Source organism: Streptomyces sp. NPDC008092, assembly GCF_042957285.1.
Taxonomy (GTDB): Bacteria; Actinomycetota; Actinomycetes; order Streptomycetales; family Streptomycetaceae; genus Streptomyces.
On sequence record NZ_JBIBHY010000004.1, the window covers coordinates 234,658 to 249,287 of the forward strand.

General features: G+C 71.4%; 15 protein-coding genes and 1 tRNA gene. 2 read left to right on the forward strand and 14 right to left on the reverse strand.

The features are described from left to right. Positions 1 to 56: 56 nt before the first annotated feature. Positions 57 to 1,526, reverse strand: a complete 1,470-nt coding sequence (locus tag ACFZB3_RS14080) for an MFS transporter (RefSeq protein WP_391374603.1) — start codon at positions 1,524 to 1,526, stop codon at positions 57 to 59. Between the two features lie 123 nt (positions 1,527 to 1,649). Here ACFZB3_RS14080 and ACFZB3_RS14085 point away from each other — a divergent pair, with 123 nt between their 5' ends. Next, positions 1,650 to 2,561 (forward strand): helix-turn-helix domain-containing protein, encoded by a 912-nt coding sequence (locus ACFZB3_RS14085; RefSeq protein ID WP_391375768.1) that lies wholly within the window; start codon positions 1,650 to 1,652, stop codon positions 2,559 to 2,561. Between the two features lie 61 nt (positions 2,562 to 2,622). On the opposite strand, the gene ACFZB3_RS14090 is transcribed toward ACFZB3_RS14085, so the two are convergent. The 7 genes from ACFZB3_RS14090 to ACFZB3_RS14120 all read right to left on the reverse strand — a co-directional run bounded on the left by ACFZB3_RS14090 (position 2,623) and on the right by ACFZB3_RS14120 (position 6,941). Continuing rightward, positions 2,623 to 2,695: transfer RNA gene (locus ACFZB3_RS14090), tRNA-Ala, on the reverse strand. Positions 2,696 to 2,806: 111 nt separating this feature from the next. After that, positions 2,807 to 3,475, reverse strand: coding sequence for a histidine phosphatase family protein (locus ACFZB3_RS14095; protein ID WP_391374605.1), 669 nt, complete (start codon positions 3,473 to 3,475; stop codon positions 2,807 to 2,809). Beyond that, on the reverse strand, positions 3,475 to 3,918 hold the full coding sequence (gene rsfS, locus ACFZB3_RS14100) for a ribosome silencing factor (RefSeq protein ID WP_391374608.1): 444 nt from the start codon (positions 3,916 to 3,918) through the stop codon (positions 3,475 to 3,477). The genes ACFZB3_RS14095 and rsfS overlap by 1 nt, the downstream gene beginning before the upstream one ends. A gap of 101 nt (positions 3,919 to 4,019) precedes the next feature. Beyond that, entirely contained in the window at positions 4,020 to 5,732 is a 1,713-nt protein-coding gene (locus tag ACFZB3_RS14105) for a LytR C-terminal domain-containing protein (protein ID WP_391374610.1), read from the reverse strand. Positions 5,733 to 5,748: 16 nt separating this feature from the next. Further along, positions 5,749 to 6,432, reverse strand: coding sequence for a nicotinate-nucleotide adenylyltransferase (gene nadD, locus ACFZB3_RS14110; RefSeq protein WP_391374613.1), 684 nt, complete (start codon positions 6,430 to 6,432; stop codon positions 5,749 to 5,751). 69 nt (positions 6,433 to 6,501) lie between these two features. Next, complete coding sequence (locus tag ACFZB3_RS14115; protein ID WP_167450157.1) at positions 6,502 to 6,669, reverse strand: hypothetical protein; 168 nt, start codon at positions 6,667 to 6,669, stop codon at positions 6,502 to 6,504. Positions 6,670 to 6,779: 110 nt separating this feature from the next. Continuing rightward, complete coding sequence (locus ACFZB3_RS14120) at positions 6,780 to 6,941, reverse strand: hypothetical protein (RefSeq protein WP_217549548.1); 162 nt, start codon at positions 6,939 to 6,941, stop codon at positions 6,780 to 6,782. Positions 6,942 to 7,039: 98 nt separating this feature from the next. Here ACFZB3_RS14120 and ACFZB3_RS14125 point away from each other — a divergent pair, with 98 nt between their 5' ends. Then, a complete protein-coding gene (locus ACFZB3_RS14125; protein WP_391375771.1) occupies positions 7,040 to 8,140 on the forward strand; it encodes a M48 family metalloprotease in 1,101 nt (366 codons plus the stop codon). A 91-nt stretch (positions 8,141 to 8,231) separates the two neighbouring features. On the opposite strand, the gene ACFZB3_RS14130 is transcribed toward ACFZB3_RS14125, so the two are convergent. The 6 genes from ACFZB3_RS14130 to ACFZB3_RS14155 all read right to left on the reverse strand — a co-directional run bounded on the left by ACFZB3_RS14130 (position 8,232) and on the right by ACFZB3_RS14155 (position 14,577). Next, entirely contained in the window at positions 8,232 to 9,302 is a 1,071-nt protein-coding gene (locus ACFZB3_RS14130) for a hypothetical protein (RefSeq protein WP_391374617.1), read from the reverse strand. A gap of 100 nt (positions 9,303 to 9,402) precedes the next feature. Then, positions 9,403 to 10,014 (reverse strand): hypothetical protein, encoded by a 612-nt coding sequence (locus tag ACFZB3_RS14135; RefSeq protein WP_391374619.1) that lies wholly within the window; start codon positions 10,012 to 10,014, stop codon positions 9,403 to 9,405. A gap of 123 nt (positions 10,015 to 10,137) precedes the next feature. Continuing rightward, a complete protein-coding gene (locus tag ACFZB3_RS14140) occupies positions 10,138 to 11,424 on the reverse strand; it encodes a glutamate-5-semialdehyde dehydrogenase (RefSeq protein ID WP_391374622.1) in 1,287 nt (428 codons plus the stop codon). A 154-nt stretch (positions 11,425 to 11,578) separates the two neighbouring features. Continuing rightward, positions 11,579 to 12,007 carry a hypothetical protein gene (locus ACFZB3_RS14145; RefSeq protein ID WP_293995677.1) on the reverse strand — a complete coding sequence of 143 codons (429 nt, stop codon included), beginning with the start codon at positions 12,005 to 12,007 and terminating at the stop codon, positions 11,579 to 11,581. Between the two features lie 123 nt (positions 12,008 to 12,130). Continuing rightward, positions 12,131 to 13,237: a glutamate 5-kinase gene (gene proB / locus ACFZB3_RS14150; RefSeq protein WP_391375773.1), complete on the reverse strand. Its 1,107-nt coding sequence runs from the start codon at positions 13,235 to 13,237 to the stop codon at positions 12,131 to 12,133. 164 nt (positions 13,238 to 13,401) lie between these two features. Further along, the gene (locus ACFZB3_RS14155; RefSeq protein ID WP_391374625.1) at positions 13,402 to 14,577 is read right to left on the reverse strand and encodes a phospholipase D-like domain-containing protein; all 1,176 of its coding nucleotides are present in this window, start codon (positions 14,575 to 14,577) and stop codon (positions 13,402 to 13,404) included. Positions 14,578 to 14,630 lie beyond the last annotated feature (53 nt).

Below are 14,630 nucleotides of genomic sequence, written 5' to 3' on the forward strand. Positions count from 1 at the left end.
CGTCGGGCCGCGCCCCCTTCCGGCCGTTTGATTCTGCCACGGCCGGACCAATACGGTCAGCGACGCCTCAGTACCAGTCCGGACACGGCACCCGCGGCCGCCGTCGCGGCGAGCGCCCATGCGCAGGCTGACAGCGCCTCCGCAGAGGTATACGCCTGCGGGCCCCCAACTGACTCAAGCCGGTTCAAGAACAGTGTGCCGAACGCGGCGACCCCTATGAGCTGACCGAGCTGGGTGACGGTCGCGAGGAGTCCGCTGGCGTCCGCGGCGTCCTCGGGGCGCACGGTTGCAAGCGCGCCGGTGAGTGTGGGACTGAACGCGAGCGCGAGCCCCGCGCCCACGCCCGCGTACGCCACGTACAGCTGCGCGCCCCCGTCGCCGCCCCCGTGGAAGGCCAGCCCGACACCGGCCACGCCCAGGGCGGTGAGCACGAACCCGGCCGGGGTCAGCGCCCGCTGCCAGGCGGCCGGACACCTGCGCCAGGTGAGGGCGACCGCGCCGAAGACGACGGCGGTCGGCGCGAAGGTGAGACCGGCGCGCAGCGCGCTGTAGCCGAGGCCGCGCTGGACGTGCAGGGTGAGGGTGAAGAGGAATCCGGCGTTGACGGCCATGACGGCGAGGATGCGCAGGACGGCCAGGCCCATGCCGGGGTGGCGCAGCACCCGGGGTGCGACGATCGGGGCGCCGCCGCGCCGGGCCAGCCTGGCCTCGTACCCGCAGAACAGGGCGAACAGGAGCACGGCGGCGGCCAGGGACAGCCAGGACCACAGCGGCCAGTCCTCCTCCTGGCCGAGCACCAGCGGAACCGTCAGCAGCGACACGGCGGCCCCCAGCAGGACCAGGCCGGGCAGGTCCAGGCCGCGTGCCCGCTCGGGGCCGGCTCCGCCGCCGCGCGGCAGGACGCGCCGGCCGAGGACGAGGAGTACGGCGCCGACGGGCACGTTGACGAGGAACACCGGCCGCCAGCCGGTGCCGAACAGGTCGGCGCTGACCAGGACGCCGCCGATGATCTGTCCGGCGGCGGCGCCGACCGCGAGGACCGCGGAGTAGGCGCCGAGCGCCCGTATGCGGGCCTCGCCGGTGAAGGCGCGCTGGATGATGCTGAGGACCTGCGGGATCATCACCGCCGATCCGGCGCCCTGCACCAGCCGGAACACGATCAGCTCGGTGGCTCCCTGGGCCAGGCCGCAGGCGAGCGACGCCGAGGTGAACAGGGCGAGGCCGGCGAGGTGGACCCGGCCATGGCCGAGCCGGTCGCCGAGCCGGGCGCCGGTGATCAGCAGCACCGAGTAGGTGATGGCGTAGCCGGCCACGACCAGTTGCAAGTCGGCGCCGGAGGCGTGGAGTTCGGAACCCATGGTGGGGGCCGCGACGTTCACGATGAAGACGTCCAGCACGGCCATGAACAGGGCCGCGAGGACGACGGCGAGGAGCAGCCGGGGCCGGTTGTCAGTGCCGGGTGCTTCACTTTTCGCAGGGGTCGGAGCGGGTGCGGGACCCGGTCCCGTCCGGGATGTGGTCGTCATGCGTCCGAGCGTGGCGGCGGGCCGGTACGGGTGCCGAGAGCCCGCCGATGCTGGTAGTGGCAGCACCTGGCAGGGGACGGTGGCCGGGCCGACGATGGACGAGTGACGACGGGGGACGTGACGATGGCGACGACAGCACACCGCCGCAGGCCGGAGCTGGCCGCGTTCCTGCGCAGCAGGCGGGCCCGGGTGCAGCCGGCGGACGTCGGGATGCCACCGGGGCTGCGGCGGCGTACGCCGGGGCTGCGGCGGGAGGAGGTCGCCCAGCTCTCGGGGGTGGGCGTGACCTGGTACACGTGGCTGGAGCAGGGCCGGCCGATCAACGCGTCGGCGCAGGTGCTGGACGCGGTGGCGCGGACGCTGATGCTGGACCTGCCGGAGCGGGAGCATCTGTACCGGCTGGCGGAGGTGCCGTTCGCCCCGGTGCCGGAGGGGCTGTCCCGGTCGGTCGGGGCGGAGGTGCAGGGCATCATCGACGCGCTCGACCCGCTGATGGCGGTGGTGTACACCTCGCGCTACGACGTGCTGGCCACCAACGCCGCCTACCGGGACCTGTTCCTGGTACCGGAGACGGTGCGGATCGGCGTGCCGAACGTGCTGTGGACGCTGTTCACGGTCGCGGAGGAGGCCTCCCCGGTGGTGCACCTGCAGCGTGAGCTGCCGGTGATGGTGGCGACCCTGCGTTCCTGCTACGGCAGACATGTCGGCGAGCCGGCCTGGGAGGACTTCATACGGGCGCTGTCCCAGGCCAGTCCGTACTTCGCCCGGTTGTGGGCGAGCGGGGCGGTGGCGCAGCCGGGGCCGCGGGTGAAGACGTTCCGTCACGAGGCGGTGGGCGAGCTGCGGATGACGTCGCAGTCGCTGTCGGTCGACGGGATGCCGGAGGCGCGGATCGTGGTCTACACGCCGGAGGACGAACGGACGCGGGAGCGGGTGGCGTTGCTGCGGGAGCGCAGGCAGCGGCTGTGGCCGGTGACGGAGGAGGAGGCCACCGAGATCCTCCGGGAGTGGAACACGAGAAATCCCGCCCTCTGAAGAGGACGGGATTCCCATCACCGATCTTTGACAACTCGACAGTGTGTGGAGTGTCGATCTGTGGAGCTAAGGAGAATTGAACTCCTGACCTCCTGCATGCCATGCAGGCGCTCTACCAACTGAGCTATAGCCCCGTGCGTTCTTCCCGTCTTTCCGCTCGGCGGGCTGAACAAGAAGAACTTTAGCCTGCGACCTGCCGGAAAGTGAAATCCGGGCTCCGGGCAGGCCGGGTGGCCGCAGGTTCCTCAGTCGTCGTCGCCGAGGACCGGCTCCGGGAGGGTGCCGGCGTTGTGTTCCAGGAGCCGCCAGCCGCGGGCGCCTTCGCCGAGCACGGACCAGCAGCAGTTGGTGAGACCGCCGAGGCTCTCCCAGTGCTGGGACTCCAGGCCGAGGAGGCGGCCGATGGTGGTGCGGATGGTGCCGCCGTGGCTGACGACCACGAGGGTGCCGTCCTCGGGGAGCTTGTCGGCGTGCCGGAGCACGACGGGGGCGGCCCGGTCGGCGACCTCGGTCTCCAGTTCGCCGCCGCCGCGGCGGACCGGCTCACCGCGCTTCCAGGCGGCGTACTCGTCGCCGTGGCGGGCGATGATCTCCTCGTGGGTGAGGCCCTGCCAGACGCCCGCGTAGGTCTCCCGCAGTCCCTCGTCGCGGATCACGTCGAGGCCGGTGAGGGCGGCGAGCTGGGCGGCCGTGTCGGCGGCCCGTCGCAGGTCGGAGGAGACGATCGTGTCCGGGCCGAGGGAGGCGAGCAGGCGGGCCGCGCGGCGGGCCTGGCCGATGCCGGTCTCGGTGAGCTCGACGTCGGTGGAGCCCTGGAAGCGGCGCTCCACGTTCCAGGCGGTCTGGCCGTGCCGCCACAGGATGACGCGGCGGCCGCGGCCCCTGTGGTCGGTCACCTCGCCCGTGGCGCTCATCACCAGTCCCCGCCCGGCTCGCCGGAGTCCTCGGCGGCCTGCAGCCTGGCGTGCTCCGCCGCCTTGCCGCGGGTGGCCTTGGCGTCGGCGGGCAGCTCGATCTCGGGGCAGTCCTTCCACAGCCGCTCCAGGGCGTAGAAGACGCGCTCCTCGCTGTGCTGGACGTGGACGACGATGTCGACGTAGTCGAGCAGGATCCAGCGGGCCTCGCGGTCGCCCTCGCGGCGGACCGGCTTGGCGCCCAGTTCTTTCTGGAGGCGTTCCTCGATCTCGTCGACGATCGACTTGACCTGGCGGTCGTTGGGCGCGGAGGCCAGCAGGAAGGCGTCCGTGATCGACAGGACGTCGCTGACGTCGTAGGCGATGACGTCGTGGGCGAGCTTGTCGGCGGCCGCCTGGGCGGCGGCGGTGATGAGCTCGTGGGAACGGTCGGTTGCGGTCACTGCATGGCTTTCCGTCGGCGGTCGTTTGACCTCAAGGGTCTCACGTACCGCCGGGCGCACCCCACGTGATTACCGGGTCACGTGGGGTGCGAGGGGCCGCCTCAGGAGGAGGACGGCTTGTAGTCCTGTCCGAGGACGACCGAGACGTCCGCGCCGGAGCCGACCGCGCCCTTCCGGACGGTGCCGGCGGCGAGGCCGAGGGTCTTGGCGACCTCGGTGGCGTTCTCCTTGTCGGCGGCGTCGGAGTACAGCACCTTGGAGGTGGCCTGCGTACCGGAGGCCGTACCGCCTTCCAGGAAGGTGTAGCCGCCGTTGACGAGGACCACGCGGGCCTTCTCGGTGTCGTCCTTGACGCCGGTGGCGTTCTGGACGGAGACGCGCACCGCGGAGCCGGCCGACGGGCTCTTGGCGGTGCCGCCGAGGATGTCCTTGACGACGCTGGAGCTGGTCTCGGCGCTGAGGGTGCCGTCGGTCTGGACGGGCAGCAGGGCCGTCTTGTAGTCGCCGTCCTTGGCGAGGTCGGCGAGCTTGGCGAGGAAGGTGCCGAGGTCCTTGTCGGTGAGGGACGGGTCGAGGATCTGCGCGAGGGTCTGCACGGTGGTCGTCGCGGCGGAGGCGTCGGAGGACAGCTTGCGCAGCACGCCCTGCATGACCTGTCCGAACCGCTCCAGCTGGGCGTTCTGGGCTTCGCCGGAGGCGCGGTAGGTGGCGTAGGCGACGGCGGCCTTGCCCCCGAGGGTCTGGTCCTTGCCCTGGTTGACCAGGGGCTCCTCGCCCTTCTTCTTGGCGTCCGGGTCGGGCACGTCGGCGTTGGTGTCGATGTCGATGTTGCCGACGAGATCGACGAGGTTCTGCAGGTAGGGGGTGTCCAGGCGCCAGGTGCCCTCGATGCTGGTGCCCAGGACGGTGTCGAGCTGGTCGCGGGTGCCGGAGGAGCCGTCGCCGTCGACGGACTTGGCGAGGGTCGTGGTGGTGCCGTCGTCGTCGGTGAGGGCGAGGGAGTTGGGCAGCAGGACGGTGCTGCCCTGCTTGGTGGTGGTGTTGTCGACGAGCAGCACGGTCGAGGTGCCGCCGCCACCGGTGTTGTGCAGGTGGACGACGACCACGTCGCGTTTCTGGGCGGCCGCCGAGGTCGTCGTGGAGCCCTTGGCGGCGGAGGAGGACAGACCGGGGATCTTTCCGGCGTACCAGAGGTAGCCGACGCCGCCGGCGGCGACCAGGGCGAGGACGACGACCAGGGCGACCATCCGGCTGCGGGCGCGGCGCTTGGCCTCCTCGCGGCGCTCGGTGCGGTTCTCGGTGAAGTTCAGCCAGTCGATGACGTCCTCGGAGTCACCGTCGGGCTGTTCGACGAAGGCGAACTGGCCGGTGTGGTAGTCCCGTTCGTCGTCGTCCTGCCGGGGACCGACGGCGTGGTCGGGCGGTCCGGCCTGCTGCGGGATGTGCGCGGTCTGCTCGGCGACCCGGGGCTGCCGGCCGCTGGTGGCGGCCTGCCCGTAGGGGTCGTAGGCGGCGTGGCCGCCGGTGCCGTACGGGTCGTACGGGGGCGTGACCGGCTGCCCGCCGGTGTCGTGGACGGGGGCCTGCTGCCCGGTGTCGTACGAGGGCGCGGCCTGCTGCCCGCCGCCGGCGTACGGACCGTAGCCGTAGCCCTGCCCCTGCCCCTGCCCCTGCCCCTGCCCCTGCCCCGCGTACGGGTCGTACGTCTGCTGTTGTTGCGCGGGGATCTGGCGGTACACCGGCTGCCCGTACTCGTCGTAGCCGACGAGTTCGTACTGGTCGCTTCCGTAGCCCGCGTCGTATCGGTCGTTCACCGGTGCCCCTCTCGGCTCACTCGCCGCGGTACAGCTCGCGCTTGTCGATGTAGCGCACGACTCCGTCCGGCACCATGTACCAGATGGGGTCGCTCTTCGCGACTCTCGCACGGCAGTCTGTGGAGGAGATGGCGAGCGCGGGAACCTCCACCAGCGAGACGCCGCCCTCCGGGAGACCGCGGTCGGTCAGGTGGTGCCCGGGCCGGGTGCAGCCGATGAAGTGGGCCAGGGAGAAGAGTTCCTCCGAGTCCCGCCAGGTGAGGATCTGGCCGAGCGCGTCGGCGCCGGTGATGAAGAACAGGTCGGTGTCGGGGTTGAGGGCGCGCAGGTCGCGCAGGGTGTCGACGGTGTAGGTGGGGCCGCCGCGGTCGATGTCGATACGGCTGACGGAGAACTGCGGGTTCTCCGCGGTCGCGATGACCGTCATCAGATAGCGGTCCTCGGCCGGCGAGACGGCGCGGGCGGTCTTCTGCCACGGCTGCCCGGTGGGCACGAAGACCACCTCGTCGAGGTGGAACTGGGCGGCGACCTCGCTGGCCGCCACGAGGTGCCCGTGGTGGATCGGGTCGAACGTTCCGCCCATGACCCCGAGGCGGCGTTTGCCGGTGTGCGCGGGGCCCGCCGGTGTGTACCGCGGCCGTGTCACCATGTCGTCGGCCTCGTCATCTGCCGGACCGGTAGGCATGTCCTGCTCTCCCATGCGTGCAGACCCTACCGGCCCGGCCCGTGGGCCCCGCCCGGAGGACCGGTGCCGGGCTCGGTGTCCGGCTCAGCGGTCGCGGTTGAAGCGGGTGGTGATCCACAGCAGGAGCAGCAGGATGACGAAGGCGCTGCCGCCGGTGACGGCCGGGTTGAGGCTGTTGTGGTTGCCGCCGTGCTCCTCGCCCTCTGCGGCGAGGGTGACCAACTGGGCAGCGGCGCTGTGGAGATTCATCATCTGCGGCAGGACCTATCGCGTGTGGACGGGATAAAGATGTCGGCTCATCGTATGCGGGCGCCCCGGCGGCGATCACGCCGACTCCTCCATCGGGGAACGATCCCGGCGGCTCAGTCGTCCTTCTGTTTGTACCCGCGCAGCAGGAACCAGGCGGTCAGTGCGCAGCCGACGAACATGACGACGATGACGACCCGGAGCAGATCGCCCGAGCCCTGGTGCTGGGCGGCGCTCGCGGCCTGGGTGAGCCAGGCGGCCGGGGGGTGGTGCTCCATGAGGACTCCTTCGGCTGTACTGCCCGTCCACGGTATCTCCGCCTAGGCTGGGCCCTGCCCCGGGGGCACGGCAGACACTCACGCACATGGGGGATGACATGTCCGACGACGGCGACGAGCGGAACGGGCACGAGCGCGTGCCGAGCAGGCAGCGCAAGCGGTTCCCGGGGATCTCCTCGCGTGCGTACGAGCATCCGGCGGACCGTTCGGCCCTGGTGGCGCTGCGCAGGCTCAGCGGCTTCGACGCGGTCTTCAAGGCGCTCAGCGGGCTGCTTCCGGAGCGGAGCCTCAGGCTGCTGTTCCTGTCCGACTCGGTCCGGGTGTCCGACCAGCAGTTCACCCACCTGAACGACATGTTGCGGGACGCCTGCTACATCCTGGACCTGGAGAAGGTCCCGCCGATGTACGTGACGCAGGACCCGCAGCCGAACGCGATGTGCATCGGCCTGGACGAGCCGATCATCGTGGTGACCACGGGTCTGGTGGAGCTCCTCGACGAGGAGGAGATGCGGGCGGTCGTCGGCCACGAGGTGGGGCACGCGCTGTCCGGGCACTCGGTGTACCGGACGATCCTGCTGTTCCTGACCAGCCTCGCGCTCAAGGTCGCCTGGATCCCGCTGGGCAACCTGGCGATCCTGGCGATCGTGACGGCCCTGCGGGAGTGGTTCCGCAAGTCGGAGCTGTCCGCCGACCGGGCCGGACTGCTGGTGGGCCAGGATCTGCGCGCCTCGATGCGCGGGCTGATGAAGATCGCGGGCGGCAACCACCTGCACGAGATGAACGTGGACGCGTTCCTGCAGCAGGCCGAGGAGTACGAGGCGGGCGGCGACCTGCGCGACTCGGTCCTGAAGATCCTGAACGTGCTGCCGCGCTCGCATCCCTTCACCACGGTCCGCGCGGCCGAGCTGAAGAAGTGGGCCGAGTCCCGTGACTACCAGCGGATCATGGACGGTCACTACCCGCGGCGCACCGAGGACAAGGACACCTCGGTCGGCGACTCGTTCAAGGAGTCCGCGGCGAGCTACGCCAGTGACGTGAAGAGCTCCAAGGACCCGCTGATGAAGCTGGTCTCGGACTTCGCGGGCGGGGCAGGAAACCTGGGCGGCCGGGTGAGGCGCGGCTTCGACGGGTTCACGAGCGCGCCCCCGCCGAAGGACGCACCGCCCGCGGACACTCCCCCGGAGGACGGCGAGGCGTAGCCGGGGCCTCGCCCTCTCGCCGAACGACCGGTTCGGCGGATGTCCGGCTCAGCGGATGTCCGGCTCAGCGGATGTCCGGTTCGGTGGCCGCTCAGACCTTCGGTTCGGCCGCGGTGGCCAGCGTCCCGCACAGGGCGGTGGCGCTGTCCGTGGCGAACGGGTTCGTGCCCGCGGGGCCGCCCGCCTTGGCCGTCTGCCCGGCCAGCAGGGGGTGCAGGTGGTCGGCGGCGTCCTCGGCGCAGGACAGGGGGCCCGCCTGGACGTAGGAGACGACCAGCTGGGCCTGGTGCAGCCGCAGGTCGTCCCGGTCGAAGCGGAAGGTCAGCTGGCGGCGCACGGTGAACAGGGAGGCCTGGGCGCCGGCCGCGGCGCCGGTGGGCCGCAGCGCGTAGACGAAGGTGTGGTCGGCGGTGACCTCCAGGGTGGCCGGGTCGGCCTCGGTGGCCGTCAGGTTGCCCTGGACGCGGATCCTCGGGTCGGCGAGTTCGGCGCGGGTGGGGTCGAAGCGGACCAGCCATCCGGTGGGGGCGTGCCGGCCGTCCGCCGCCGGGTGGTCGACGCTCTGGTCGAACTGGTCGAGCTGACCGGGGTCGAGCAGCGCCCGCGTGGGCCGCACCTCGCTGCTGTCGAGGACCTCGGGGTAGAGCGAGGAGCGGACGAGGTAGTCCTTGGCCGTGGTCAGGGCAGTGACGACCTGGCTGTCGGAGAAGTGCGCGGTGCTCCGGGCGGCCGGCAGCGGTATCCCCTCGGCGCCCACCTCGTAGTGCGCGGCGGGGCTGCGCGCGAACAGCGTCTCGGCGTCGGCGGCGCCGGGCACCTTGCCCTGCGGGGAGAGCGGGATGACGGTCATCCGCAGGGGTTCGACGGGCTGCTGGGCCTCGTCGGTGCCGTAGGGGTGGCGGACGCCCATGTAGATCGCGGTGCCGAAGGCGACGAGGATCAGTACGACAAGGACCAGGGCCTGCCGGGTGAGGCCCCGGCGCAGGGGCGGGCGGCGGCGCACGGCGGGCGCGTGGTCGGTCATGCGTTCGCGTGCGGAGGACTCCTGGAGGCGGGCAGCGCGGACGAACGATTCGTCGAAGACGACGGATCGGTACTCGTCCTCGCCACCCACGGGGGCGCCCTCGGGTGTCCCCTCAGGTGGGTCTCCTGGCCCGCCCATACTTTCAGAGTAGGTCTCGGGAGCCTCAGGTAAACGCCCTGCTACACGACAACTTCTGACAGGTTCTCACCAGGTCTGCCACCAGCGCGGCCGCGGCCGGTCAGGGGGTGCGCGGGACCACGGAGACCGCCGGCTTGGCGGACTGGGAGTAGTCGGCGGACACGGAGGGTGCCGCCGCGGTGCCCTGTTCCTGGCCGGTGGAGGGGGGCCTGGGCACCTGGTCGCGGCTGCCGCCCGAGGAGGCGCTGCGGTAGACCGCGGCGAAGGCGAGCGCGACCATGCCGATGCCCATGACGAGGGCGAGCACCCAGGCGACCGGACGGTGCCAGCGGACGTGTTTGCCGTACGTCCCGGCGGCGCCGTACCGGTCCTCCAGTACGTCGGTGTCGTCCAGGTCGTCGAGTTCGCCGGCGTGCCCGAACTCGGGGCCGTCGGGGCCGTAGCCGTCGTCGTAGCGCTCGCCTCTGGTGTGGGCGCGGCGGGCCTCGGCCTCGGAGGCCTCGGCTCTGGCCTGGGCGGCGGCAAGGAGGCGTTCGACGGCGGTCGGCTCGTGGACCACGGCCGCCTTCACGAAGGCCTCGTCGAAGACCACGGCGTCGAACTCTTCGTCCGACTTTCCGTGGTCATGGTCGTCGTCGGGCTCCCAGCCGTCAGGGAACGGCGTGCCCCCCACGTCCTCCGGCACGGATCCAGAGTAGACCTGGGGGGTCAATTTGGGCAGACGGTATGGAAATTCATAGGCCCGGTGAGACGCCTCTCACGCCGGGCCGGGGTCGCGTACGCCCTGCCGCGCGCCCGCACGCCGTACGGAATGCGCGGTTGGGCCGTACGGGTGTCAACGGCGGATGTGGCCGTCGCCGGTGACGATGTACTTGGTGCTGGTCAGCTCCGGCAGGCCCATGGGGCCGCGGGCGTGCAGCTTCTGGGTGGAGATGCCGATCTCGGCGCCGAAGCCGAACTGGCCGCCGTCGGTGAAACGGGTGGAGGCGTTCACGGCGACCGTGGTCGAGTCGACCAGCTGGGTGAAGCGGCGGGCGGCCTGCTGGGAGGTGGTGACGATGGCCTCGGTGTGCCCGGAGGTCCACAGCCGGATGTGCTCGACGGCCCGGTCGAGGGAGTCGACGACGGCGGCGGCGATGTCGTACGACAGGTACTCGGTCTCCCAGTCCTCCGGAACCGCCTCGACGACGGTCGCCTTGGAGTCCGCGGCGTAGGCGAGGACGCGTTCGTCGGCGTGCACGGTGACGCCGGCCTCGGCGAGGGCGTCCAGGGCGCGCGGCAGGAACTCGGCGGCGATGTCCTGGTGGACGAGGAGGGTCTCGGCGGCGTTGCAGACGCTGACCCGGTGCGCCTTGGAGTTGATCAGGATGTCGACGGCCATGTCGATGTCGGCGTGGGCGTCGACGTAGACGTGGCAGTTGCCGGTGCCGGTCTCGATGACCGGGACCTTGGACTCCATGACGACGGTCTGGATGAGGGAGGCGCCGCCGCGCGGGATGAGGACGTCGACGAGGCCGCGGGCGCGCATCAGCTCGTGGACGGACTCGCGGCCCTCGCCGGGCACCAGCTGGACGGCGTCGGCGGGCAGCCCGGCGCCGCCGACGGCGTCGCGCAGGACGCGGACGAGGGCGGTGTTGGAGGCGTGGGCGGAGGCGGAACCGCGCAGCAGGACCGCGTTGCCGGACTTCAGGCAGAGGGCGGCGGCGTCGACGGTGACGTTCGGGCGGGCCTCGTAGATGATGCCGACGACGCCGAGCGGGACGCGGACCTGGCGCAGGTCGATGCCGTTGGGGAGGGTGGAGCCGCGGACGACCTCGCCGACCGGGTCGGGCAGCTTCGCCACGTCGCGGACGTCGGAGGCGATGGCGCGGACCCGCTCCGGGGTGAGGGTGAGGCGGTCGATGATCGCCTCGCTGGTGCCGTTCTCGCGGGCCTTGGCGATGTCCTTGGCGTTGGCCTCGACGATCTCACTCGTACGGACTTCCAGGGCGTCCGCCACGGCGAGCAGCGCGTCGTCCTTCACGGCCCGCGGGAGCGGCGCGAGGTCGGCGGCGGCGGCCTTGGCGCGGTAGGCGGCCTGGGTGACCGGGGACATGGCGTCGTACGGCGAGAGCGTGGTCATGAGGGAAGGGTAGTGCGCCCCGGCGGGCCGTCCACGCGTCATCCCACACCGCGAGACATGGATCAAAACGGGTGAATACCGGCCGGCGGCAGAGGAGGCGCCGGACGGGCCGGAGGGTCCGGAGGAGTCGGTGGGTTCAGAAGGGGTGGAGGGTTCAGAAGGGGTGGATGCCGACCGGTGTCGCGGGCGGCGGGCCGTAGCCCTCGGCGACGCGCTGGTGGTAGGTGGCGCGGTCGATGACCTCGAGACCGACGATCTCCCAGGCCGGCAGACCGGCGGTCTGGCGGTGCTCGCCCCACAGGCGCAGGGCGACGGCGGCGGCGTCGTGGAGGTCGCGGGCCTCTTCCCAGTAGCGGATCTCGGCGTGGTCGCAGGCATAGCGGCTGGTGAGGAGGAAGGGGTGGTCGTGGGCCAGCTGTTCGAGTCCGCGGCGCAGTTCCGGCAGGGGGACCTCGGCACCGCAGACGCTGAGGGTGACGTGCCACAGGCGGGGCAGGTCCTTCGGCTCCTCGTAGGTGTCCCCGGCCGCGACGCTCGTCAGAGCACCGCGGGAGGCCGCAGCCCCAGGGCGCACTCGTCTCACGACGGCCTCCTTCAGCTGTGCTCGTGCGGAACGTGGTCCTGAGACAAAGTTGAGCAGGCCGCAAGGGTTCGTGTGGCGGTTTTACGGAACGTCCCCCACCGGGGTCCGTCGTTACGCCCCGTTTTACGGGTGCAGGATCACCAGGTCGTCCCTGTGTACGACCTCGCGTTCGTAAGCGGGACCCAGTTCGCGTGCCAGCTCCCTGGTCGAACGCCCGATCAGCTGGGGGATCTCCTTGGCGTCGAAGCTGACGAGCCCGCGGGCCACCGCGCGGCCTTCGGTGTCGCGCAGCTCGACCGGGTCGCCGGCGCCGAACTCGCCCTCCACCGCGGCGATCCCGGCCGGCAGCAGCGACTTGCGGCCCTCGACGACCGCGCGGACGGCGCCGTCGTCGAGGGTGAGCGAGCCCTGGGGGGTGGAGGCGTGCTGGAGCCACAGGAGGCGGTCTGCGGACCGTTTGCCGGTGGGGTGGAAGTAGGTGCCGGTGTCGCTGCCGGAGAGCGCGTCGGCGGCGTGCACGGCGCTCGTGAGGACCACCGGGATGCCCGCGGCGGCGGCGATCCGGGCGGCCTCGACCTTGGTGACCATCCCGCCGGTGCCGACGCCCGCCTTGCCGGCGCTGCCGATCTCGACGCCCGCGAGGTCCTCGGGGCCCGTCACCTCCGCTATCCGCGAGGTGCCGGGCCTGCTGGGGTCGCCGTCGTAGACGCCGTCGACGTCGGAGAGGAGGACCAGCAGGTCGGCGTGGACGAGGTGGGCGACGAGGGCGGCGAGGCGGTCGTTGTCGCCGAAGCGGATCTCGTCGGTGGCGACGGTGTCGTTCTCGTTGACGACCGGCAGCGCGCCCATCGCGAGCAGCTTGTCGAGGGTGCGGGAGGCGTTGCGGTGGTGGGCGCGGCGGCTCATGTCGTCGGAGGTGAGCAGGACCTGTCCGACGCGGACGCCGTAGCGGGCGAAGGAGGCGGTGTAGCGGGCGACGAGCAGGCCCTGGCCGACGCTGGCGGCGGCCTGCTGGCGGGCCAGGTCCCGGGGGCGGCGGCGCAGGCCGAGCGGGGCGAGTCCGGCGGCGATGGCGCCGGAGGAGACGAGGACGATCTCCTTCTCCCCGCCGCTGCGGCTCTTGGCGAGGGCGTCGACGAGCGCGTCGACACGGTCGGCGTCCAGGCCGCCGGAGGCGGTGGTCAGCGAGGAGGAGCCCACCTTGACGACGATCCTGCGGGCCTCGCTCACGGCCTGCCTTGCCCTTGCCACGTGCTGTGTGTCCCCTCGCGTAGGTACGGCTGCCCGCCCGGCAATCTACGCGAACGGGACCGTGCGTCGCGCGTCGGTCCACACCCCGGACAGCGATCCGCGACCGGCCGCCGGGACCGGCTGCCGCGACCGGTCGCCATGGCTCAGTAGCCGCGGACTACTGTGCGCATGGACACGAAGTTGTTCTTGTACTGGTCGTGGATGCCCGCGCTCTTGATGCGCAGCAGTGCCTCGTCGTTTTCACGGAGCGACGATTCGTCGTAGTTGGGGCTGCCGGTGAACACCCACTTGGTGTCCTTCTGGCTCGCGTAAGTGCCCTCCACGAGCAGGTACTTGGAGTGGATGAGGTCTCCGTCAGCCTGGTTCAGCTCGTAGAGCTTGATGCGGTCGTGGCCGGAGAGATCCGCGGCACTGCCGGAACTCATGTGCCGGTAGACGACGTCGATCCAGCAGTTCTCGTCAGCGAGACTCCGCAGTTTCTTCGCGATGCCTTCCCTGGTGAGGTCCCAGGCCCCGATCCTGATCACCGTGCGGCCGGTGGGCGTGCCGACGGTGGTGTTGCCCTCGCAGGTGACGTTGTCGAGGATCTCGACGACGGTGTCCGTGGAGTCGCCGCTGCCGGCGCGCGGGAAGAAGTACGACTTGACGTCACCCGAGGTTGTCATCCGGTAGTAGTCGTCGGTCTCCCGGTCCGGCGACGCGGCCAAGTCGGCGAAGTAGTCGACGTAAGCCGTGTAAAGGCCGGTGTTGCCGACCACGGTGACCGCGTTGTTCCAGTAGTCCTGGGTGTTGTGGGCGGTCAGGTTGGCGGAGGACTGCACGACTACGTCGTCCCCGTCCCCGGCGCGGGAGAAAAGGAAGAACTTGTTGTGCATGCGCGGGGTTCCGGCGTTGCCGACACACGCGCGGTTCGCGCATCGCTTGACCCATGAGTTCGCGGCGCGATCGCCGCCCAGCGCCGACACCAGCCTGGCGTACGCCGGGTCGTTCTGGTCGGTCGAGTCGAGCACGATCCGGACGTGCACGCCCCGTGCGCTCGCGGCGATGAGTTCGTTCACGAAGTCCATGTCGGTGACGACGTAGAGGGCGATCCGGACCCGTGCCTCGGCGGGCGCCTGCCGGACCAGGCTCTTGACATGGCTGACGATCGCCTGTTGTTCCGCCGCGGTGCCCTGCGGGTCGTTGAAGACGGCGCCGGTCGTGATCGCGGCCGCGGCCGGTTCCTCCGCAGCGGGAGCGGCGTTCGCCGAGGCGACCAGTACGGCGATCAGGGTCACGGCGACGGCGAGGGCATGCCGGAGAGACGACCTGCGGGACATGGAGCTCCTCTTTGCGGTTCGAGGTGGGCGTGGCGCGGCGGCCCGGGGCGGGA

Bases quoted from the DNA above. Each gene is read 5' to 3' on its own strand.
- ACFZB3_RS14080 (WP_391374603.1), bottom strand. From the start codon at position 1,526: ATGACGACCACATCCCGGACGGGACCGGGTCCCGCACCCGCTCCGACC.
- ACFZB3_RS14095 (WP_391374605.1), bottom strand. From the start codon at position 3,475: ATGAGCGCCACGGGCGAGGTGACCGACCACAGGGGCCGCGGCCGCCGC.
- ACFZB3_RS14115 (WP_167450157.1), bottom strand. From the start codon at position 6,669: ATGATGAATCTCCACAGCGCCGCTGCCCAGTTGGTCACCCTCGCCGCA.
- nadD (WP_391374613.1), bottom strand. From the start codon at position 6,432: ATGGGAGAGCAGGACATGCCTACCGGTCCGGCAGATGACGAGGCCGAC.
- ACFZB3_RS14085 (WP_391375768.1), top strand. From the start codon at position 1,650: ATGGCGACGACAGCACACCGCCGCAGGCCGGAGCTGGCCGCGTTCCTG.
- ACFZB3_RS14125 (WP_391375771.1), top strand. From the start codon at position 7,040: ATGTCCGACGACGGCGACGAGCGGAACGGGCACGAGCGCGTGCCGAGC.
- ACFZB3_RS14130 (WP_391374617.1), bottom strand. From the start codon at position 9,302: ATGGGCGGGCCAGGAGACCCACCTGAGGGGACACCCGAGGGCGCCCCC.
- ACFZB3_RS14120 (WP_217549548.1), bottom strand. From the start codon at position 6,941: ATGGAGCACCACCCCCCGGCCGCCTGGCTCACCCAGGCCGCGAGCGCC.
- ACFZB3_RS14140 (WP_391374622.1), bottom strand. From the start codon at position 11,424: ATGACCACGCTCTCGCCGTACGACGCCATGTCCCCGGTCACCCAGGCC.
- ACFZB3_RS14155 (WP_391374625.1), bottom strand. From the start codon at position 14,577: ATGTCCCGCAGGTCGTCTCTCCGGCATGCCCTCGCCGTCGCCGTGACC.